At 67.4% G+C, this 19,552-nt stretch carries 16 protein-coding genes; 4 read left to right on the top strand and 12 right to left on the bottom strand.

Features of this window, described 5'->3' with window-relative positions:
* Positions 1-23: 23 nt before the first annotated feature.
* The 7 genes from HWY37_RS10950 to HWY37_RS10920 all read right to left on the bottom strand — a co-directional run bounded on the left by HWY37_RS10950 (position 24) and on the right by HWY37_RS10920 (position 7,429).
* Entirely contained in the window at positions 24-533 is a 510-nt protein-coding gene (locus tag HWY37_RS10950; protein WP_246302254.1) for an ureidoglycolate lyase, read from the bottom strand.
* On the bottom strand, positions 523-1,161 hold the full coding sequence (locus tag HWY37_RS10945; RefSeq protein WP_176088614.1) for a GntR family transcriptional regulator: 639 nt from the start codon (positions 1,159-1,161) through the stop codon (positions 523-525). Before HWY37_RS10945 ends, HWY37_RS10950 begins: the two co-directional genes overlap by 11 nt.
* 739 nt (positions 1,162-1,900) lie before the next feature.
* Positions 1,901-3,466 carry an ABC transporter substrate-binding protein gene (locus tag HWY37_RS10940; RefSeq protein ID WP_176088613.1) on the bottom strand — a complete coding sequence of 522 codons (1,566 nt, stop codon included), beginning with the start codon at positions 3,464-3,466 and terminating at the stop codon, positions 1,901-1,903.
* Positions 3,467-3,504: 38 nt separating this feature from the next.
* The gene (locus tag HWY37_RS10935; RefSeq protein ID WP_175207938.1) at positions 3,505-4,641 is read right to left on the bottom strand and encodes a C45 family autoproteolytic acyltransferase/hydrolase; all 1,137 of its coding nucleotides are present in this window, start codon (positions 4,639-4,641) and stop codon (positions 3,505-3,507) included.
* Between the two features lie 123 nt (positions 4,642-4,764).
* Positions 4,765-5,535 (bottom strand): polysaccharide deacetylase family protein, encoded by a 771-nt coding sequence (locus HWY37_RS10930; RefSeq protein WP_175207939.1) that lies wholly within the window; start codon positions 5,533-5,535, stop codon positions 4,765-4,767.
* A complete protein-coding gene (locus HWY37_RS10925; protein ID WP_175207940.1) occupies positions 5,532-6,416 on the bottom strand; it encodes a polysaccharide deacetylase family protein in 885 nt (294 codons plus the stop codon). Before HWY37_RS10925 ends, HWY37_RS10930 begins: the two co-directional genes overlap by 4 nt.
* On the bottom strand, positions 6,416-7,429 hold the full coding sequence (locus HWY37_RS10920; RefSeq protein ID WP_175207941.1) for a Bug family tripartite tricarboxylate transporter substrate binding protein: 1,014 nt from the start codon (positions 7,427-7,429) through the stop codon (positions 6,416-6,418). The genes HWY37_RS10925 and HWY37_RS10920 overlap by 1 nt, the downstream gene beginning before the upstream one ends.
* A 259-nt stretch (positions 7,430-7,688) precedes the next feature.
* Between HWY37_RS10920 and HWY37_RS10915 the strand changes: the two genes are divergently transcribed.
* Positions 7,689-8,459 carry an IclR family transcriptional regulator gene (locus tag HWY37_RS10915; protein ID WP_175207942.1) on the top strand — a complete coding sequence of 257 codons (771 nt, stop codon included), beginning with the start codon at positions 7,689-7,691 and terminating at the stop codon, positions 8,457-8,459.
* A gap of 53 nt (positions 8,460-8,512) precedes the next feature.
* On the opposite strand, the gene HWY37_RS10910 is transcribed toward HWY37_RS10915, so the two are convergent.
* From HWY37_RS10910 to HWY37_RS10900, 3 genes are read right to left on the bottom strand one after another with little or no spacing between them, the layout of a single operon-like run.
* Positions 8,513-9,958: an efflux transporter outer membrane subunit gene (locus HWY37_RS10910; protein WP_176088782.1), complete on the bottom strand. Its 1,446-nt coding sequence runs from the start codon at positions 9,956-9,958 to the stop codon at positions 8,513-8,515.
* A gap of 2 nt (positions 9,959-9,960) precedes the next feature.
* Positions 9,961-13,134, bottom strand: coding sequence for an efflux RND transporter permease subunit (locus tag HWY37_RS10905; protein WP_176088612.1), 3,174 nt, complete (start codon positions 13,132-13,134; stop codon positions 9,961-9,963).
* Positions 13,131-14,231, bottom strand: a complete 1,101-nt coding sequence (locus HWY37_RS10900) for an efflux RND transporter periplasmic adaptor subunit (protein WP_425485016.1) — start codon at positions 14,229-14,231, stop codon at positions 13,131-13,133. The genes HWY37_RS10905 and HWY37_RS10900 overlap by 4 nt, the downstream gene beginning before the upstream one ends.
* A 222-nt stretch (positions 14,232-14,453) precedes the next feature.
* Here HWY37_RS10900 and HWY37_RS10895 point away from each other — a divergent pair, with 222 nt between their 5' ends.
* On the top strand, positions 14,454-15,077 hold the full coding sequence (locus HWY37_RS10895; protein ID WP_175207945.1) for a TetR/AcrR family transcriptional regulator: 624 nt from the start codon (positions 14,454-14,456) through the stop codon (positions 15,075-15,077).
* A gap of 16 nt (positions 15,078-15,093) precedes the next feature.
* Here the strand turns inward: HWY37_RS10895 and HWY37_RS10890 are convergent, their stop codons facing one another.
* Complete coding sequence (locus tag HWY37_RS10890) at positions 15,094-15,474, bottom strand: VOC family protein (protein ID WP_175207946.1); 381 nt, start codon at positions 15,472-15,474, stop codon at positions 15,094-15,096.
* Positions 15,475-15,619: 145 nt separating this feature from the next.
* Between HWY37_RS10890 and HWY37_RS10885 the strand changes: the two genes are divergently transcribed.
* Positions 15,620-17,590, top strand: coding sequence for a BCCT family transporter (locus HWY37_RS10885; protein WP_175207947.1), 1,971 nt, complete (start codon positions 15,620-15,622; stop codon positions 17,588-17,590).
* Positions 17,591-17,613: 23 nt separating this feature from the next.
* Here HWY37_RS10885 and HWY37_RS10880 read toward each other — a convergent pair whose 3' ends face one another.
* On the bottom strand, positions 17,614-18,264 hold the full coding sequence (locus tag HWY37_RS10880) for an imm11 family protein (protein ID WP_217706384.1): 651 nt from the start codon (positions 18,262-18,264) through the stop codon (positions 17,614-17,616).
* 149 nt (positions 18,265-18,413) lie between these two features.
* On the opposite strand from HWY37_RS10880, the gene HWY37_RS10875 reads away from it, so the two are divergent.
* Entirely contained in the window at positions 18,414-19,538 is a 1,125-nt protein-coding gene (locus HWY37_RS10875) for an efflux RND transporter periplasmic adaptor subunit (RefSeq protein ID WP_175207948.1), read from the top strand.
* The last annotated feature ends 14 nt before the right edge of the window (positions 19,539-19,552 follow it).

The following is a 19,552-nucleotide window of genomic DNA, read 5'->3' as shown; positions in this document are numbered from 1 at the left end:
GCGGGCCAGTCATCGGTGGAAGGTCAATCGGAAATCGAAACAAGCGCGTGCGGAGCCGGCGCCTGCCAGAACTCGTCGTCATCGCCGCGGCCGGTCTGGCCCATCAGGACCAGGAACTCCGCCGGCCCCTGCAACACAGTCAGGCCGTGATGCCAGGTGCCCAGGCGGTAGCACACCCCCTGACTGCCGCTGGCGAGAAAGGCCTCCAGCCGCGCCATGTCGGGCAGGTCGTCAGCCCCGGTCGGCGCCACCACGACCAGATAGGGCGAGGCCGTCAGCGGCACGAAGCTCTGCGCCGCGTAGCGATGTCGTTCCATCAGCCGGATCTCGACCGGCCCTGGCGCCGCCGCCTGCACCCGGCTCACCCAGCTCGCGTGCCGCGTCACCTCGGGCCCATGCCGCATGGGCTCGGTCAGATGGTGGCGGCGCTCCGAACCCTGGTGCGCGATCACCTCGCCATACGGCGCGAACGCCTCGGGCGTGAGCGGCAGGGGGCGGATCAAGCGCAACGCGCCGCCGGCGTCAGGCGCCATGGCTCAGATATCCCAACGAGTTGACATAGCTGCGCCGCACGTTCTCCAGATGCGCCGCCATCGCCTGCCGCGCACGAGCCGAATCGCCCGACAACAGCCCTTCGACGATCGCCAGATGCTCCTCGCGCGCCTGCACCTGCCGCTGCGGCAAGCGCTCCACATCGCACATCCGCACCTGCCGCCGCGCCGCCGTGATCATCGCCGCCAGATTCCGGTTGCCGCAGTACGCCGCCACCAGGTCATGCAGGGCGTTATCGACCTCCCAGTCCGATTTCTCGTCCGGCGTCTGCGCATCCAGCAACGCCTGCAACCGCGCGCGCAGCCCTTCCAGCGGTTCCGCCGGAATCCGGCTGGCCGCCATCGCCGCCGCCTCGCTTTCCAGCAGGCTGCGGATCTGCAGCAGTTCCAGCAGATCCGTTACGCCAAACGAGCGCACCACGATCGACCCGTTGGACAGCCGCTCCAGCATGCCTTCGCCCAACAACCGATTCATGGCCGCCCGCAAAGGCGTCCGCGACACCTCCAGCTCATCCGCCAGACGGCGTTCCTCCAGCACTTCCCCCGCCGGAATCCGGCGCGAAACGATCTGGTCCAGCAGCGTTTGATAGGTGCGTTGCGTAGCGTTCATGTGTATTGCAAGTAAGAAAAAGGCGCGAACGACAGAGACTCCAAGTTGCCGTCCCGCGCAACGGATGAGAAGGTACCCCACTGGTATCCCAAAGAGATACCAGTAGTATCCCTAATAGGCATGACCGAGGCTGAGAGGCGATCAGAGAGGGGGCGTGAAGAGCGGAAGGGGGAAACGCGGGAGGGGGGGACTAGGAGGAAGGGAAAAGCGCGGAGGGCAGAAGCGAGGACGGCAAAAGCAAGAACAGCAAATGCGAGGGCAGCAAAAGCAGGAACAGAAAAGACGGCAAAAGCAGGAACGGCAAAAGCAACAGCAGCAAAACCAAGAACAGCAAGAGCAAGAACAGCAAAAACGCGATCAGCAAAACGCGGCCAGCAAAACCGAGCCCCCCCGCCAGCGCGCCAGCGCACCCCGCCCCGACGCTCCACCACCACGTAAGCTGCTTGCGGCCGCCCGCGCGGCCGCAAGCAGCGGGCCCCGCAAACCTCTCCCCCACCCACAGGTCCGACGGCGCAGCAAACCAAGAAACCCGTAGCCTGGCGGCTCGGCCCTCTGGGTGGCGAGCAACCTCGATGCGCCCGAGGGAATCGGAAGGAGCCGCCGTAGGCGGTGACGACGATGACGACGGGGCAGTCCGGAGCGAAGGCTCCGGACCGCAATCGTGGGCGCTCGCCGCCCAGAGGGCCGAGCCGCCGGGCGGCCTACGAAGACACCAACAGCAGCAGCAACAAAGACAGCTTCAAGGCGCCGCCACCCTCTCCACCTCCCAAGCCCGAGGCTTCTTAACCGCCCAAGGCTGATACCCCCTGATATCCCCCCGATAAGCCCCAATATCCAACCCGTTATACAAAGGAATGCTAGGCACATCCGCCAGGAACAACTTATGCAGCTGATCGAACGAAGCCTGCCGCTTCGCCGGAGCCGTATCCGCCGACGCCGTCTCGATCAGCTTCAGCGCCGCCGGATTGTCCCAGACCTTGCGCGGCTGCTTCGCCTTGTCCCCCGTCACCATCTCGTAGTTCAGCGCCGCGTCCAGCCGCGCCGAATAGGGGAACGTCATCATCTGGTAAGTGCCCGCGTTATAGCGGTCCAGCTGCGTCGCCCATTCCACCACCGACAGCTGCGCCTTCACGCCCACCGCCTGCAGCATCGCCTGGATGATCACCGCCGAGTTGTACGACTGGGGATAGCGCTTGGTGGTCAGGATCGTCAGTTCCTGCCCCTTGTAGCCCGCCTCGCCCAACAGCTTCTGCGCCAGCGCCGGATCGTAGTTCCAGCCCTGCTTCTGCGCCGCGTCGTGGTAGGGCGACACCAGAGGCACGATCGAATTGTTGGGCTGGGCCAGGCCCTCGGTCACGGCCGCCGCCAGCTGCTGGTAGTCGATGGCGTGGGCCAGGGCCTGGCGCATCTTGGGATTGGCCAGCACCGTATCCTTGGTCTGCATCAGCAGCGCCGTCATGCTCATCACCGGCGCATGCGCCACCTTGACGTTGGGCGTGGCCTGCAACACCGGCACGTCGCTGTTGGACACGTCCTCGATGATGTCGATATTGCCGCGCTGCAAGGCCGCCTTGGCGGTGGAATCGTCCGGCACGATCAGGAAGCGCACCTCATCCACCAGCGGCCGCTTCGACCCTGTGTAGCCGTCGCGCTTGCCGTCCAGGTTCGAATAGCCGGCGAACTTCGTCAGGCGCACGTACTCGCCGCGCTTCCACTCCGCCAGTTCGAACGGGCCGGTGCCGATGGGCTTGTCCCAGCTGCCGTCCGCGCGCACCGAATCCTTGGACAGGATGCCGGTGCCGCCACAGTCGGCGCGCGCCAGCGTCGCCAGGAACAGGCTGCTGGGCTTGTCGATGTGGTAGACCACGGTCTGCGTGTCCGGCGCTTCCACGCCTGTCACCTTGACCGCGCCGCGGCCGTCGAACTCGCTGGCGCAGCGCCAGCCGGAATTGGCGGCGGTGTAGTGCTGCCAGGTCCACAGCACGTCGGCCGAGCTCATCGGCTTGCCGTTATGGAACTTGATGCCGTCGCGCAGCTTGAAGGTATAGGTCTTGCCGTCCGGGCTGATGTCGACCGACTTGGCCAGCAGGGGGCGCACCTCGGCGTCCTCGCCATAGGCCACCAGCCCTTCGACGATGTGCAGCACCACCGCGTCGCTATTGCTGTCGCGGTTGACGCCGGGCTCGGTGGAGCGGATGTCGGCCGTGAGCGAAATGCGCAGCGGCGGGGCGGATTGCGCCCACGCCGCGCCGGCCATCGCGCCCAGTGCCAGCGCAACCGCGGCGTCCAATATGTTTTTTTTCATTGATACGTCTCCCTTGGGGTTGCGCGGGCGCGCGCCGCTCAGGCGGCGGCCAGCAGTTCGGGTTCGGCGGTCAGACTGTAGCGGGTGAAAGTGCGGTTCAGTGCCGGCAGCGGCGCGACTTCCATCAGCCCGGCGGCCGGCTCCATGATGACCATGGCGACCGTGGCCGACAGGTTGTCATGGCTGCCCGGGCGCGGCGGACGGCAGACGGAATAGGGCGTGCCGAAGTCGTCGAACAGCGCGCGCTTGAGGTCCTCGCGCGTCAGCTTGGACGCTTCGTTCAGCAGCCGGCGCACGCGCCAGTCGCGGTAGGCGCTTTCCGGCGTGCTGGCGCGGCCCGTGTCGCGCAGCTTGCCCAGGGCCACTTCGCTGACCCAGTGGTTGGCGTGCACGATCAGGTCGTCGCTGCCCGGATAGATGGGGAAGGCTTCGTCGGTGGTGCATTCATAGTCCACGCCGAAGCCCGCGGCCATGCCGATCATGATGTTGTTGGAGCAGGACTTGGGCGTGGTCGCCACGGCCTTGATGGCCAGCGCGAAGTGTTCCTGTTCCAGCACCTTGCGGCGGATCAGTGACAGCGGCACGCCCAGTTGACGGAAGTCGCGGTCCGACTCCAGGTAGTTGGCGGTGATCGAAACGCCGGCGCTGTTCAGGCCGCTGCGCGCCAGGCCGCCGGCCTCGACGAAGGTCAGGATGTCGGGGCCGTTGTCGTTGCGCACGCGCAGCACGATGGCGGTCTCGGCGCATTCCGCGCGCCAGTCCCAGTTCTGGCCATGGATCAGGCGGCCGTTGGCCGAGCGCGTCGGCAGGATCAGGGCGCCGGTGCAGCCGTCGCCCGGCTCCAGTTCGGCGGCCTTCTTCTTCTCGGCGCGGGCCTTGGCGATGACCTCGGTGCGGGCGTTCACCATCACGATGTCTTCGAACGGCACGTCGGCGCCGGCGGCGATGCCGCGCATTTCTTCCAGGTAGTGCGGCGCGAAGTTCTCGATCTCGCGCGCGAAGCTGTTGATGAGCTGGGTGCGCGCCATGGCGTCGTAGCCCAGGTCGACCAGCGTCTGGCCATACATCTTGGCGCTCTTGCGCACGCGGTCGGCGGCTTGCTGGCCATAGGAACGGCCGCGGGCTTCGGGCGCGCCCGAAACCGATACGAAGGGAAATTGAGTGATCTGGGTCATGGACGTATGGCGGCGCGGCGCGCCGCAAGCGGAGGGAATAATGTGGCGAAAAAATGTTAGCTTATTTTGGCGCCAATATTGCTCAGGGTTTACCAGTGCAAAGGCGCCGGGCGCGCCGCGGCCTCAGCGCGCCTGCGTCTGGCCGGCGGCCAGTTCCGCGCAGGTCCTGAAGCTTGCGCCCGCGGCGCGGAAGCGTTCCAGCAACTGTTCGACCTTTTGCAACCGGGCGGCGCGGCCGACGCCGTTGTCCGCGCGCGGATGCAATGTCAGGCAGGCATAGCCCTCGGCCGCCAGCAGCGCGTCGCCCTGTTCCACCCAATGCGCATAGGCGCGGTCCTGGGTGACGCGGCGGCTGAAGTGGGTGGCGTCGCACAGGCCTTCGCTCCAGGGCAGTTCCACCATGCCCGGGGCGCCGTCCGCGTCCAGCGCGTAGGGCGCGTCGTCGTCGATGGCGCTGCTGTCGTAGCGGTAGCCCAGCCGCTGCAGCAGCGGCAGGGTGGCGGCGGTGAATGAGCTGCCGGTGTAGCGGAAGCCTTGCGGCGTTACGCCGGCCAGTTCGGCCAGGCGGTCGCGGGCCTGTTCCAGCACGTCGCCTTCGCGCTCACCCAGCTTGGCCAGGTCTTCGTAGGCGTTGCCCTGCGAAGCCGCCTCATGACCGTCGCGCAGGCTTTGCTCCAGCAGGCCGCGGCAGCGTTCCGCCTCGAACACGGGCCAGAACAGGGTGGCGCGCACGCCCTGGCGGCGCAGCATGTCCAGCACGCGCGCCAGGCCGCCGCCATAGGTGTAGCGGCCATGCGCGTCGCGCCCGTGCAGCGCAGTCTCGGGCTGGGTCGCGGCCTCGGGGCCTATGCCCTGCACATTGATGGTGACCAGCACGGTCTTGTCGGCGCTCATGCGTTTCTCCAGGCGTCGGGGCGGGCAAGGCAGTGGCGCGCCAGCGCTTCCAGCGTCATGACGTGCACATCGGGTTGGGCGGCCAGATAGGCCAGGTAGCGGTCCAGCGCGGCGGCGCGGGCGGGCGTGCCGGAACCGCCGGCGGCCTTGGGATGCACGGTCAGGTGCACGTAGCCTTCGGCCTGGCGCAGCGCCTCGAACTCCTGCACCCAGTTGTCATAGGCTTCAGCCGCCAGGCTGTGGCCCGAGAAATAGAATGGATAGTCGTCCAGCGAGACGGTGTTGTTGGGCAGCATGATGAAGTCCGCCGCGCCCGCTGGCAGATATGGACGGTCCTGGTCCTTTTCGCTGGCGTCGTAGCAATAGCCCAGGCGTTGCAGCGCGGGCAGGGTGCGGTGGCTCTTGCGGCCCGAGGGCGAGCACCAGCCCACCGGCGTCACGCCCAGCTCGCGCTGGATGATGCGGTGGGTCTTCTCCAGCAGCGCGGGCTCGTCCTCGCCCAGGTCCCAGGCCTCGTGCAGATAGCCGTGCGCGGCGATTTCGTGTCCCGCCTCCAGGATGCGGCGGAAGGTGGCAGGGTAGTGCTCGACGTCGTAGCCGCAGGCGAAGAAGGTGGCCGGCATGCCGTGGCGCGCCAGGATATCCAGGTGCCGCGGCACGCCGCGCCGGATCGCATAGCGGCCGGCGGTATGGGGGCCGGCGGGAAACTGCTTGCGGCCGACCTCGACGGCGGGGCCGTCCACGTGGACCGTGACGCAGACCACCGCGCGCACCGGCGCGGCGTTCGCGGCGCGCAGTCCCTGCGAACGCAGTTCGCGGTCCAGCGGCAGCCAGGGGTTGGAGCCGGCATCCAGCGGGACGCCATAGGGTATCCGTTGCATCAGGTGGCCTTGATATTGGCGTTCTTGATCAGCGTGCGCCATTTCTCGCTTTCGGTGGCGACGAAACGGCCCAGCTCCTGCGGCGTGCTGCCGTGCAGCTCCAGTCCGTTCCGGGTCAGCTGTTCCAGGGCGGGCTGCTTGAGCGCGCTTTGCACGGCGGCGTTCAAGGTCTGCACGATGGCGGCCGGCGTGCCGGCGGGCACGAACACGCCGTTCCAGCCTATGGCCTGGTAGCCGGGAAAGCCCGATTCCGCCACGGTCGGAACGTCGGGCAATGCCTGGGCGCGCTGCGCCGAGGTCACGGCCAGCGGGCGGGATTTTCCGCCCTGGATGAACTGCTGCTGGTTGATCACCACGTCCATCAGGATGGGGAACTGTCCGCCCAGGAAGTCGTTGACGGCCGCGGCCGCGCCCTTGTACGGCACGCCGGGCAGGTCCAGGCCCGCCGTGGCCTTGAGCAATTCCATGGCCAGGTGCGCCGAGCTGCCGTTCTGCGTGATGCCGTAGAAGTACTTGCCCGGATTGGCCTTGATGAGGGCGACGAACTCTTGCAGCGTGCGCGCCGGAAACGACGGGTGCACCACCAGCACGTTGTTGTAGTAGCAGACCATCGACACGGGCTCGAAGTCCTTCACGGGGTCGTAGCCGATGTTCTCGTAAAGGCTTTGGTTCACGGTGTGCGTGCCGGTGGAGCCCAGGGCGACGGTGTAGCCGTCCGGCGCGGACCGCGCGGCCTGCTGGGTGCCGATGTTGCCGGCGGCTCCGCCCTTGTTGATGACGATGACGCTCTGCTTGAGCGCTTCGCCTATGCCCTGGGCCAGCGGACGCGCCACCAGGTCGGTGCCGCCGCCGGCCGGGAAGGGCACGATGAACTGGATGGGACGCTCGCCCGGATAGCCGGCCGCCCAGGCGCGGCCGGGACGGGCCAGCGCCGCGCCGGCCAATGCGGCGGCCGAAGCCCCCAGGAAATGCCGGCGGCTGATGCCGCCCTTGGTCCCGCAAGACTGCTTCATAGGTGTTCCCCTTGGAGTTTTCCGCAAGGCCCGGGGCATGTGCAATGCCGCGTCGCTCTTGGTTTGAATATCATTATTCGATAAAAAATTTATCTAACCAATTAGTTTTTATCTATAAATGATAAAAAATAGGAAAACGATAGATGAAACCACGGCGTCAGAACGATGGCGATAGGCGGCATCAATGGGCCGGGCGCGAGGCCTGGACCCCTGTGATACGCTGCGCCCGATCCCGCCTTGTTCCCAACCCACGAGCGTCATGTCCACCCTGAAGCGAGCCCTAGCGATTCTTGACCTCTTCAGCCTGGAAGCTCCGGTGCTGACGGCGGACGAGATCATTTCGCGCCTGTCGTATTCGGCGCCCACGGGCTATCGCTACATCCGCGACCTGACGGACCTGGGCTATCTGCTGCGCGTGACGGGAGAGGGCTACAAGCTGGGACCGCGCATCATCGAACTGGACCACCTCATCATCGACGGCGATCCGGTGCTGGGAGTGGCGCGGCCCATCATGCGCGAGGTGGTGGACCAGGTGGGCGGTGACGTGCTGCTCAGCGTGATCCACGGCCTGCGCATCCTCAACATCCACCATGAACGCGGCCCCGACGAACTGGGCATTCCGCATGGACGGGGGCGCGCCCATCCGCTGTTCCGCGGCGCCACGGCCAAGACCATCGTGGCGTTCCTGCCGCGCAAGGACCAGCGCCGCCTGTACGAGTCCCATTCGGACGAGATCCGCGGCCTGGGGCTGGGCGCGACGCTGGCCGAATTCACCGCCAATCTGGACAGGATCCGGGTGCAGGGGTTTTATCTGGGAGTCGGCGAGATCTCGCCGGAACGGGCCGGCATCGCGGTGCCCGTGTTCCAGGAAGACCGCCGCGTGTTCGGCGCGCTGACGGTGACCTTTCTGGCGGCCCGGCTCAATACCATCGCGCAGGACAAGACCACGGCCCTGTTGCAGTCGGCAGCGCGCCGCATCGAATCGCTGGCGCTGGCCACGCGCATGAAGGAACAAGCCCCCGCGCCATGAGCGCGAGGGCTTGCATGCGCGGGCCCGGCGCAGCCGCCGCGCGCGGAACCCGTCTATTGCTGCGCGGCGCGCGCCGGAGAACCCATGGCCTGGAACAGCGCCGCGGTTTCGGTCAGGCGCGCATTGGCGTACTCGATCTCGCGCAGCCTGGCCGCCACATAGTGTTGTTCGGCGGCGTGCTCGGTATAGGGTGCCAGCGCGCCCAGGCGCACCCGGCTGGCCGTATTGCGGTAGGACTGCTCCGCGGCGCGGCGCGAGGCTTCGGCCGAGGCCAGCGCCTGGCCGTCGGCATCCAGCCGCGACAGCGTGTCGGCCACGTCGCGGAAGGCCGTCAGCACGGTCTGCTTGTATTGCAGCAGCGCGGCTTCATAGCGTTCCTTGGCGGCGCTGCGCTCGGCCAGCAGGGCGCCGCCATGGAAGATGGGCTGCGTGAGCGATGCGCCGATGGCCCAGATGGAGCCCGTGCCGGATAGCGCCGCGGGCCAGTTGAAGCCGCCCTTGCCCATGGACGCGGACAGCGACAGGCTGGGGTACAACTGCGCCGTGGCCACGCCCACGTCGGCAGCGGCGGCCTGCACCACCGCATCGGCGAACAGGATGTCCGGGCGCGCGGCCAGCAGTTCCGACGGCACCACCACCGGCACCTGCTCTGGCACGGCCAGCAGGTTGAAGGCCAGGTCGGGGGGCGCCTGGTCGGGGCTGCGGCCCAGCAGCACCGCCAGCGCATGCCGCGTGGCGTGCCATTGCGCGCGCAAACCGGGCAGGGACGCGGCCAGCGTGGCGGCGTCCTGGTCCGCGTCCAGCGCGTCGTTCTGCGATGCAGAACCCAGCTCGTAGCGGCGCTGGGTGTCGCGCGCCACCTGGCGCGCCAGCACCACCTGCTTTTCGGTCAGCGCCACGCGTTCCGCCAGCGCGGCGGAGGCGAGGGCGCCCGTGACGATATTGCCGGCCAGCGAGCGGCGCGCGGATTCCAGCTGGAAGGCCTGCTGCTCGACCTGCGCCGCCAAAGAGGCGTTGGCGAAGCGCGCCGCGCCGAACAGGTCCAGGTCGTACTTGGCATGGATCTGGCCGGTGAAGATGTTGTATTGCGCGGTGGGCTCGGGCAGGCTCGGCATGGTCAGCGCGCGGCGGCGCGAGACGTCCGCGCCCGCGTCCACCGAAGGCAGCAGCGACGAATTCACCTGTCCGCGCAATTGCTCGCGCGCGCCCGCCAGCCTGCGCTCGGCGGCCGCCAGGTCGGGACTGTGTTCCAGGCCCTCCGCCACCAGCGCGTCCAGCTCGGGCGAGCCGTAGCGCTTCCACCATTCGGGCACCGGCCGCGCGCCCTGTTCAAAGCGTTGCGCCACGCCCTGGGCGGGGGCGCTGGCCGCGGGCGCGGCTTCCACGCCATATTGCGCGGGCTGTGCGATCGCGGGCGGCTTGCTGCTGGGCGCGAAGGCGCAGGCGCCCAGCGCCAGCGTCAGGGGCAGCGCGGCCAGGCTATGGGTCAGTCTGCTCATCGTCATGCTCCCCGCTCCACCGTGTCGCCGGCATTGGCGCCCGGCGGCACGCCCTCGGGTTCGTCGCGCTCGTCGTGGCGGACGCGGAACCACGCGGCGTACAAGGCCGGCAGGAAGAACAGCGTCAACACGGTGGCGATGGTGATGCCGCCCATGAGGGCGGTGGCCATGGGGCCGAAGAAGTTGCTGCGCAACAGGGGGATCAGGGCCAGCACGGCGGCCGCGGCCGTCAGCGTGATGGGCCGGAAGCGCCGCACCGTGGCGCCGACGATGGCGTCCACGCGCTTGTGCCCCGCGCCGATGTCCTGTTCGATCTGGTCCACCAGGATGACCGAGTTGCGCATGATGATGCCGAACATCGCGATCACGCCCAGCATGGCCACGAAGCCGAAGGGCTTGCCGAACAGCAGCAGCGCGGCGACCACGCCGATCAGGCCCAGCGGCGCGGTCAGCACCACCATCAGCACCCGGGCGAAGCTTTGCAGCTGCAGCATCAGCAGGGTCAGCACGGCCACCGCCATCAGCGGCATCTGCGCGTTGATGGAGGACTGGCCCTTGGCGCTTTCCTCCACCGGGCCGCCGACCTCGACGCGGTAGCCCACGGGCAGTCCGGCGCGCAAGGCCGCCAGCTTGGCGTCGATGGCGTGGGTGACGTCTATGCCCTGGGCGCCGGCGGTGACGTCGGCCTGCACCGTGATGGTGGGCTGGCGGTCGCGTTCCCAGATGACGCCATATTCCAGGCCGTAGCGCACGTGGCCGATGCTGCCCAGGGGCACCGGGCCGTTGGGCGTGGGCATGGCCAGGGTGGAAAGGCGCGCCGGATCGATCCGTTCCTCGCGCGGCGCGCGCAGGCTGACGTTGATGAGCTTGTCGCGTTCGCGGTATTGCGTGACCGTGTAGCCCGACAGCGTCATGGCCAGGAAGTCCGATATATCGCTGGAGCTGATGCCCAGTTCACGCGCCTTCTGCTGGTCGATCTCGAATCGCACCGAGCGTTCGGACGGCTCGTCCCAGTCGAACTGCACATTGGTCGAACGCGGGTCGGCGCGGACTTCGGCGGCCACCTGCTCGGCCACCGCGCGCACCTCGGCGATCTTGTCGCCGCTGACGCGGAACTGCACCTGGAAGCCCACGGGCGGCCCGTTTTCCAGGCGCGACAGGCGGCTGCGTATGGCCGGGAACTGCTCGCGCAGCACCGGTTGCAGCCACTGGGCCAGTTTTTCGCGGTCTTCCACGGAATGGGCGGTGATGACCAGCTGGGCGAAGTTGGGCGTGGCCAGCTGCTGGTCCAGCGGCAGGTAGAAACGCGGCGCGCCGGTGCCGACGAAGCTGACCGAGTGGTCGATTTCGGGGCGGCCTTCCAGCGCCTTCTCCAGGCGCTCGACCTGGCGCAGCGTGGCCGCGAACGACGCGCCTTCCTGCAGGCGCACGTCCACCAGCAGTTCGCTGCGGTCGGAGCTGGGGAAGAATTGCTGGGGCACGAAGCGGAAGCAGGCCATGGACACGACGAACACCAGCACCGTGGCGCCCAGCACCAGGTAGCGGCGGTCCACGCACCAGCCCACCCAGCCGCGCAGGCGCTGGTAGAAGCGGGTGTTGTAGATGTCGTGCTCGTGGTCGTCGGGCAGGTGGGCTTCGCGCTTGCGTTCCGGCAGCATGCGGTAGCCCAGCAGCGGGATCAGCACCACGGCGGCGAACCAGGACGTGATCAGCGCGATGGCGGACACCTGGAAGATGGAGCGCGTGTATTCGCCGGTGCTGGACTTGGCCAGCGCGATCGGCAGAAAGCCCGCCACCGTGACCAGGGTGCCGGTCAGCATCGGAAAGGCGGTGCTGGTGTAGGCGAACGCCGCGGCGCGCGCGCGGCTCCAGCCCTGTTCCAGCTTCACGGCCATCATCTCGACCGCGATGATGGCGTCGTCCACCAGCAGGCCCAGCGCCAGCACCAGCGTGCCCAGCGATACCTTGTGCAGGCCGATGCCGAACATGTCCATGAACAGCGCCGTGACCGCCAGCACCACGGGGATCGAGATGACCACCACCATGCCGGTGCGCAGGCCCAGCGACACCAGGCTCACGGCCAGCACGATGGCGACCGCCTCGGCCACGGAACGCAGGAAGTCGTCGACCGAATGCGAGACCGCCTTGGGCATGCTGGAGACTTCCTTCAGCGTCAGGCCCGCGGGCAGCTGGGCCTGCAGTTCGTCGAACTTGGCGCCCAAGGCCTTGCCCAGGTGCACCACGTCGCGCCCCGGCTGCATGGTGATGCCTATGCCCAGCACCGCGGCGCCGCCCAGGCGCATCTGTTCGACGGTCGGGTCGTCGTAGCCGCGGTGGATGGTGGCGATGTCGCCCAGCCGGATCGATTTGCCGTCGACCCGGATCAGCGTGTCGGCCAGGGCCCGGCTGTCGGGATACTGGCCGGTGGGACGCACGAAGATGCGGTCGTCGGCGGTGGTCAGGGTGCCCGCGCTGGCCACGGCGTTCTGGCTGTTGATGGCCTGGACGATCTGCTGCGGCGACACGCCCAGCCGCGTCAGCTGGGTATTGGAGATTTCAACGTAGATGTGCTCAGGCTGGTCGCCGAAGTAATCCACCTTGGCCACGCCCGGCACGCGCAGCAGCACGGTGCGCAGCCTGTCCGCGTAATCGCGCAGCTGCGCCGCGGAAAAGCCGTCGCCCTGCAGCGTGTAGATATTGGTGTAGACGTCGCCGAACTCGTCATTGAAGAACGGGCCCTGCACGCCCGGTGGCAGCGTGGCCGCGATGTCGCCGACCTTCTTGCGCACCTGGTACCACTGTTCGGCCACCGTGCTGGCGGGCGCGGAATCCTTCATGGTGTAGAAGATCAGCGATTCGCCCGGGCGCGAATAACTGCGCATGAAGTCCGTGTTGGGCGCTTCCTGCAGCTTCTTGGCGACGCGGTCGGTGACCTGCTCCTGCACCTGCTGCGCCGTGGCGCCGGGCCAGAGCGTCTTGATGACCATGACGCGGAAGGTGAAGGGCGGGTCTTCGGACTGCGCCAGCTTCGAGTACGACAGCACGCCGAACAGCGTGATCAGCGTGATGATGAAGATGACCAGGGGCTGGTGCCGCAGCGCCCAGGCCGACAGGTTGAAACGGCCTTCCTCGTGGCGCTGGGCCTGGGCCGGGGCGTCCTGATGCGCGCCGCTCATGAGGCGAAATCCTCGGGATGCAGCGGCGGCACGGCGCGGACCTTCTCGCCGGCGGCGACGGTGTGCACGCCTTGCCACACCACGCGCTCGCCTGCCTGCAGGCCCTTGGACAGGGTCACGCTGCGGGCGTCGTAGCGCAGCACTTCGACGCGGCGCAGTTCCAGCGTGTCCTCGCCCGCCTTGACGATCCAGACAGCGGGTGCCGGACCATCATGGAACAGGGCAGTGGCCGGTACCGTGTAGGTGGCCAGCCCCGCGCCGGAACGGTTGTCGAAGCTGATGTTGGCGGTCATGCCCAGGCGCACGTCCGGGGTCGGCGCTTCCAGAGTCAGCTTGACGCGGTAGGTGCGGCTGCGCGGATCCGCGGCCGGCGCGATCTCGCGCAGCACGGCGGCATAGGACTGGCCGGGCAGGGGGCCGAGCGTGACGCTGGCGCGCTGGCCGATGGCCAGGCCCGCCAGCACGCTTTCCGGCACGTCGCAGATGGCGTCGATGTCGCCGGACCAGGCCAGGTTGTAGACGGGGTCGCCCGCGGCCACGTTCTGGCCGGTGTCGGCCTGTTCCGCGGTGATGACGCCGGCATGATCGGCCTGCAGGGTGGTGTATTTCAGCTGGTCGGCCGCCAGCGCCGACTGCTGCGCGGCCTGGTCGCGCTGCGCCAGCGCGGCGGCATAGGCGTTGCGCGTCTGCTCCAGCTGGGTCGCGGCGATCAGGTTTTCACGGGCCTGGGCGCGGTCGCGGTCCAGTTGCTGGCGCGCGTAGTCCAGCTGGTGCTGGGCCGCCGTCAGCTGCGCGCGGGCGCTGGCCGCGTTCTTGGCGGCGTCGGCGGGATCCAGCTTGGCGACCACCTGGCCGGGGACGACGGCGTCGCCCAGCCGGACCTGGCGCTCGATGATCTTGCCGCCCACGCGGAACGACAGTGGCGTGCTGTAGCGGGCCTGCACTTCGCCCGGCAAGGTCCAGGCCGGCAGGCGTTCATCGGCCTGGGCCGGCATGGCGACCACGGGACGCGGCGCCGGCGCGGGCGCTTCGTTGCGGCCGCAACCGGCGACCAGCAGCGCGAGGGCCGCCGCAGCCGGCAGGGATAGCATGCGCATCCAGCGGCGTTGCGGGACGGAGGAAGGCGGCGCCGCAGCGGCGGCGGCGGGGCTGTGCGCGGCGGGGCGCGCGCAAGGGCCAGGGCAATTCACGTAACACCTCGCGGCGCTGAAAGTGGCGGAAGCTGGCCGGATCCGGCCAATACGGCCTGGATTCTAATACAGGTATGAATCCAGATTCAATAATGAATCCGAAATGTCGGCCAATGCTAAACTCGCGCCATGTCAAAAGTCCGCCTTACGCGAGAGCAAAGCCGTGATCAGACGCGCCAGCGTCTGCTCGACGCTGCGCAATCGATCTTTGTAGCGAAAGGATTCATGGCGACCAGCGTAGAGGAGATCGCCGAGCAGGCGGGCTACACGCGCGGCGCCTTCTATTCCAACTTCAGCAGCAAGTCCGAACTGTTTCTGCAACTGCTCAGGCGCGACCACGAAAGCGTCATGAACGAGATGCGCGCCATCTTCGAAGACGGGTCGTCACGGCCGCAGATGGAAGCGCGCGTGCTCGAGCACTATTCCACGCACTTCCACCAGAACGACTGTTTCCTGCTGTGGATGGAAGGCAAGCTGCAAGCGGTCCGCGATCCCGAATTCCGCGTGGGCTTCCTGGCGTGCATGCGGGAATTGCGCGCGGCCGTCACGGACTACGTGCGGCAGTTTTCGGCCCGGGTCGGCACGCCGCTGCGCATGCCGGCGGAACAGATGGCGCTGGGCCTGCTGGCCCTGTCCGATGGCATGCAATTCAACTATGCCTTCGATCCGCAGGCCGTCACGTCGGAGATGACCGAGGCCGTGCTGGCCGGCTTCTTCCGCAGCGTGGTCTTCGGCGAACCCACGCCGGAATAATGGCTGGGGGCGGGCCTCAGGCCTGCAGTTCCGATATCTCGATCAGGTTCAGATCCGGGTCGCGCAGATAGACCGAGAGGATCTTGCCGGTGGCGCCAGTGCGCGGCACCGGCCCTTCGATGATCCGCGCGCCTTCACGGTTCAGGTGGGCGATCACCTCTTGCAGCGGGCGGTCGGCAATGAAGCACAGGTCCAGCGCGCCCGGCACGGGCAGGTGGGCCTTGGGCTCGAACTCGCGGCCGCGCACGTGCAGATTGATCTTCTGGTTGCCGAAGCGCAACGCCTGGCGGCCCTCGCCGAAGGTTTCCAGGCGCATGCCCAGGATCCGGGTGTAGAAGTCCACCGTGGCGTCGGGGTCGGTACAGGTCAGGACCAGATGGTCCAGGTGATCGATCATGGAATGGTTCTCCTGAGGCCGGCCCGCCTTGATGTTTCGGATTGTCAGGCGGCCGTTGGCCGTGATAGTAATACCTGCAGCGCGCGGCTGGACTGAGGGGGGCGCGCGCTGGAATTTCCCACCCTCGGGCGAAAGGAGAGGCTGCATGGCTTCAGAAAACCGACCATCCACCATCAATCGCCCCGTGTTCTTTCCAGCAGCCGTATTCACGCTGCTGCTGGTCGGATTCGCGATCCTGGCGCCCAAGGCGGCGCAAAGCCTGTTCGAATCCATGCAGGGCTGGATCCTGGGCAACGCCAGCTGGTTCTACATCCTGGTCGTCGCCATCATCCTGATCGCGGTGGTGTTCCTGGCGGTCAGCCGCTACGGCGACATCAAGCTCGGGCCGGATCACAGCGAACCCGACTACCGCAACTTCACCTGGTTCGCGATGCTGTTTTCGGCGGGCATGGGCATCGGCCTGATGTTCTTCGGCGTGGCCGAACCGGTGATGCACTTCATATCGCCGCCCGTGGGCGAAGGGGGCACCGCCATCGCAGCCCGCGAAGCCATGAAGATCACCTTCTTCCACTGGGGCCTGCATGCCTGGGCCATCTATGCGGTGGTGGCGCTGATCCTGGCTTTCTTCAGCTACCGGCATGGTCTGCCGCTGACCTTGCGTTCGGCCTTGTATCCCCTGATCGGCAACCGCATCCACGGTCCCATCGGGCACGCGGTCGATATCTTTGCCATCATCGGCACGGTGCTGGGCGTGGCCACTTCGCTGGGCTTGGGCGTGGCGCAGATCAATAGCGGCCTGAATCACCTGTTCGGCATTCCGGTGGGCGTGACCACGCAGATCATCCTGGTGGTCGTCACCTGCGGCCTGGCGACCCTGTCGGTGGCCAGCGGCCTGGACAAGGGCATCCGCATCCTGTCCGAAACCAATCTGGTGCTGGCGGCGGTGCTGCTGCTGTTCGTGCTGGTCGTCGGCCCCACGGTGTTCCTTTTCCAAACCTTCGTGCAGAACACCGGGGCCTACCTGTCGGACATCGTCAACAAGACCTTCAACCTCTATGCCTACGAACCCACCGACTGGATCGGCGGCTGGACGCTGTTCTACTGGGGCTGGTGGATTGCGTGGTCGCCCTTCGTGGGCCTGTTCATCGCGCGCATTTCGCGCGGCCGCACCATCCGCGAATTCGTCACCGGCGTGCTGCTGGTGCCGGCCGGCTTCACCTTGTTCTGGATGACGGTGTTCGGCGATACCGCCATCCACATGATCCTGGTCGACAAGGTGCAGGGCCTGGCGGAAGTGGTGCAGGCGGATTCGTCGCTGGCATTGTTCGCCTTCCTTGAGCAACTGCCCTGGAGCGGCGTGCTGTCCGTCGTCGCGATCGCAATGGTGGCCGTGTTCTTCGTTACCTCGGCCGACTCGGGCGCGCTGGTGGTGGACCTGCTGGCCTCGGGCGGCTCGGACCGCACGCCCGTGTGGCAGCGCATCTTCTGGTCGGTGCTGATGGGCGCGGTGGCCATCGCGCTGCTGCTGGCCGATGGCTTGACCGCATTGCAGACCGCCACCATCGCCAGCGCCTTGCCGTTCTCCATCATCCTGCTGCTGTCCCTGTGGGGCTTGTTCAAGGCATTGAAGCTGGACGCGACCAAGCGCGGCATCCGCTACCAGTCGCTGACGCTGTCGCGCCCGGCGCGCGGCGGCCAGTCCTGGGAGCGGCGTTTGCGCAACATGGTCATGATGCCGCGCCGCGCCCACGTGCAGCGCTTCATCAGCGACGTGGTGCGGCCCGCGCTGGAAGACGTGGCCGACGAATTGCGCAAGCAGGGCTACCAGGTCGAGGTGCGGGAGAACGGCAACGACGAGGGCGTGATCATGGAGGTCTCGCACGGCGAGCACCTGGATTTCTCCTATGCCGTGCAGCCCGAGGCCTTCGTGCGTCCCAGCCTGACTCCGGAGGAAGCCGCCGACGAGGAAGAACGCAAGTACTTCCGCGCCGAGGTCCATCTGCGCGAGGGCGGGCAGGACTACGACATCATGGGCTGGAGCCGCGACGCCGTCATCGGCGACATCCTGGACCAGTACGAACGCCACCGCCACTACCTGCACATGGTGCGGACCTGACGTTCGATTGAGGGGGACTTCGTTTAGAGCTCCGCTACGTCACGAAGCCGGACGCCGTTCAACTTCGCCGCAACCAGGGCATCAGACATCACCCGGTCGCAGATGGGAGGAGCACCCAAGCGCTCTTGGCGAAAGATGTGGGCATTTTCCACGGCGTCCGCTTTGAAGATCAGGCTCGCTCCACCCACCACGCTGTACAGCTTTACGTCCTGGCCAGTCTGGTGGTCGTGGTCAAGTTTGATCTTCACCCGCGATCGGGCTTCGTCCAGCGCATTCAGCGTGCGCAGCACATTGCAGAGGTAGTACTGCGGACCGGGGGAGCCGTCGGCAAGGGTGAAGTCGCATGGGACGAAGGCGAATGCTGCGGGGTCCACCCGCAGGAATACCTGTCTGAGCGCCTCGGAGACAACCCAGATGCCTGCCAGCACTTCAAAGTCGCGCGGTAGCCCCCCTTTCTCCGGCACGTGCACCAGATGTGGCCGCTCGGGGTACTGATCGGGTTCGCCAGTCGGTCGCTCGACAATATTCATGCCCGGGTGGATCAGTGCGTCTTCGTTCGCAAACTCCAGCCCCGAAACCTGGCCATTCCCTCCGAAGCTCGGGTCAACGAGAAAGAACCTGCCCTTGCGGGCCTCGGTCTCGACTGAAACGGGAATGGCGGTCTGCTCGTTCATAGGTTTCCAAAGTGCTTCCCGCATTTTAGGACGGGAGCCCTTGTCCGCCATAGTCCGCCGCTATGCCAGGGATTGGATTAACCCTTTTGACGAAAGCCTCGATATCGTGGATTATCCAAGAACATTCTTTGATAAATAGCGAGTCGATCATGAAGGCGAATTCAGGAGCGTGGGCGGCGGGCGCCGTGGCGCTGGCGGTGGTCCTGGCGGGTGCCGGGCTGTATTGGAAGTACGGCGGCGCCCAGCAGAAGGGCGGTTGGGCCATGGCGCCGGCCAAGGTCGCGGTGGCCGCCGCGCGGCAGGCGGATTTCCCGGTGACCCTGGGCGGCATCGGTTCGCTGGAGGCCGCGCGCCAGGTGCAGGTGGCGGCTGAAGTGGACGGCCGGGTGGACCGGATCCTGTTCGCGTCCGGCGCCCAGGTCCAGGCTGGGCAGCTGCTGGTGCAGCTGAACGACGCGCCCGAGCAGGGCGAACTGGCCAGGCTGCAGGCCCAGGCGCGCAATGCGCGGGCGCTGCTGGACCGCACCCGCCGGCTGCTGCCGCAGCAGGCGGCCACGCGTGAACAGCTGGACCAAGCCCAGGCCGACTACGACCAGGCCGCGGGCGACATCAAGCGGGTGCAGGCGCTGATCGAGCAGAAGCGCGTCAAGGCGCCGTTCGACGGGGTGCTGGGCGTGCGCCGCGTGAACCTGGGGCAATTCGCCCGCGCCGGCGATGCGCTGGTGTCCCTGACCGATGCCTCCGCCGTGTACGCCAACATCACCTTGCCCGAGCAGGCCATGGGCGCGCTGCGCGCCGGACAGCCGGTGTCGGTGACGGTGGACGCCCATGCCGGGCGCGTGTTCGACGGCAAGATCTCCACGGTGGAGCCGCAAGTGGACGCGGGTTCGCGCACCGTGCGGGTGCAGGCGACCCTGCCCAACCCGGACGGCGCGCTGGCGGCCGGCATGTTCGCGCATGGACAGATCGGCCTGCCGGCGCGTCCCGGCGTGATTACGGTGCCGGAAACCGCGGTCAGCTATAGCGCCTACGGCGATTCCGTGTACGTGCTGAATCCGTCCAAGGACGGGGCGCCGCCGACGGTCAGGCAAGCCTATGTGAAGACGGCGGAGCGCGTGCGCGGCCGTGTCGTCGTGAGCGAGGGCCTGCAGGCGGGCGACCAGGTCGTGACCTCGGGCCAGCTGCGCCTGCACAATGGGGCGGCGGTGGAGGTCAGCGCCGAGGACACCGTGGCGCTGGACGCCGCGCAACAGACCGTGGCGCAAGCCCGGTGATGGCGCGGAGTCGA

The sequence above is a fragment of the Achromobacter anxifer genome (assembly GCF_903652925.1).
In the GTDB taxonomy this organism is placed as follows: domain Bacteria; phylum Pseudomonadota; class Gammaproteobacteria; order Burkholderiales; family Burkholderiaceae_B; genus Achromobacter; species Achromobacter anxifer.
Note: the sequence above shows the minus strand (reverse complement) of the source record. Positions and strands in the feature narration are given on the sequence as shown.

What these genes read in the sequence shown, in the direction of transcription:
- HWY37_RS10910 (WP_176088782.1), bottom strand. Translation starts at nt 9,958, where the DNA reads ATGAGCAGACTGACCCATAGCCTGGCCGCGCTGCCCCTGACGCTGGCG.
- HWY37_RS10920 (WP_175207941.1), bottom strand. Translation starts at nt 7,429, where the DNA reads ATGAAGCAGTCTTGCGGGACCAAGGGCGGCATCAGCCGCCGGCATTTC.
- HWY37_RS10925 (WP_175207940.1), bottom strand. Translation starts at nt 6,416, where the DNA reads ATGCAACGGATACCCTATGGCGTCCCGCTGGATGCCGGCTCCAACCCC.
- HWY37_RS10945 (WP_176088614.1), bottom strand. Translation starts at nt 1,161, where the DNA reads ATGAACGCTACGCAACGCACCTATCAAACGCTGCTGGACCAGATCGTT.
- HWY37_RS10935 (WP_175207938.1), bottom strand. Translation starts at nt 4,641, where the DNA reads ATGACCCAGATCACTCAATTTCCCTTCGTATCGGTTTCGGGCGCGCCC.
- HWY37_RS10950 (WP_246302254.1), bottom strand. Translation starts at nt 533, where the DNA reads ATGGCGCCTGACGCCGGCGGCGCGTTGCGCTTGATCCGCCCCCTGCCG.
- HWY37_RS10930 (WP_175207939.1), bottom strand. Translation starts at nt 5,535, where the DNA reads ATGAGCGCCGACAAGACCGTGCTGGTCACCATCAATGTGCAGGGCATA.
- HWY37_RS10880 (WP_217706384.1), bottom strand. Translation starts at nt 18,264, where the DNA reads ATGAACGAGCAGACCGCCATTCCCGTTTCAGTCGAGACCGAGGCCCGC.
- HWY37_RS10915 (WP_175207942.1), top strand. Translation starts at nt 7,689, where the DNA reads ATGTCCACCCTGAAGCGAGCCCTAGCGATTCTTGACCTCTTCAGCCTG.
- HWY37_RS10900 (WP_425485016.1), bottom strand. Translation starts at nt 14,231, where the DNA reads ATGCGCATGCTATCCCTGCCGGCTGCGGCGGCCCTCGCGCTGCTGGTC.
- HWY37_RS10905 (WP_176088612.1), bottom strand. Translation starts at nt 13,134, where the DNA reads ATGAGCGGCGCGCATCAGGACGCCCCGGCCCAGGCCCAGCGCCACGAG.
- HWY37_RS10875 (WP_175207948.1), top strand. Translation starts at nt 18,414, where the DNA reads ATGAAGGCGAATTCAGGAGCGTGGGCGGCGGGCGCCGTGGCGCTGGCG.
- HWY37_RS10895 (WP_175207945.1), top strand. Translation starts at nt 14,454, where the DNA reads ATGTCAAAAGTCCGCCTTACGCGAGAGCAAAGCCGTGATCAGACGCGC.
- HWY37_RS10940 (WP_176088613.1), bottom strand. Translation starts at nt 3,466, where the DNA reads ATGAAAAAAAACATATTGGACGCCGCGGTTGCGCTGGCACTGGGCGCG.
- HWY37_RS10885 (WP_175207947.1), top strand. Translation starts at nt 15,620, where the DNA reads ATGGCTTCAGAAAACCGACCATCCACCATCAATCGCCCCGTGTTCTTT.
- HWY37_RS10890 (WP_175207946.1), bottom strand. Translation starts at nt 15,474, where the DNA reads ATGATCGATCACCTGGACCATCTGGTCCTGACCTGTACCGACCCCGAC.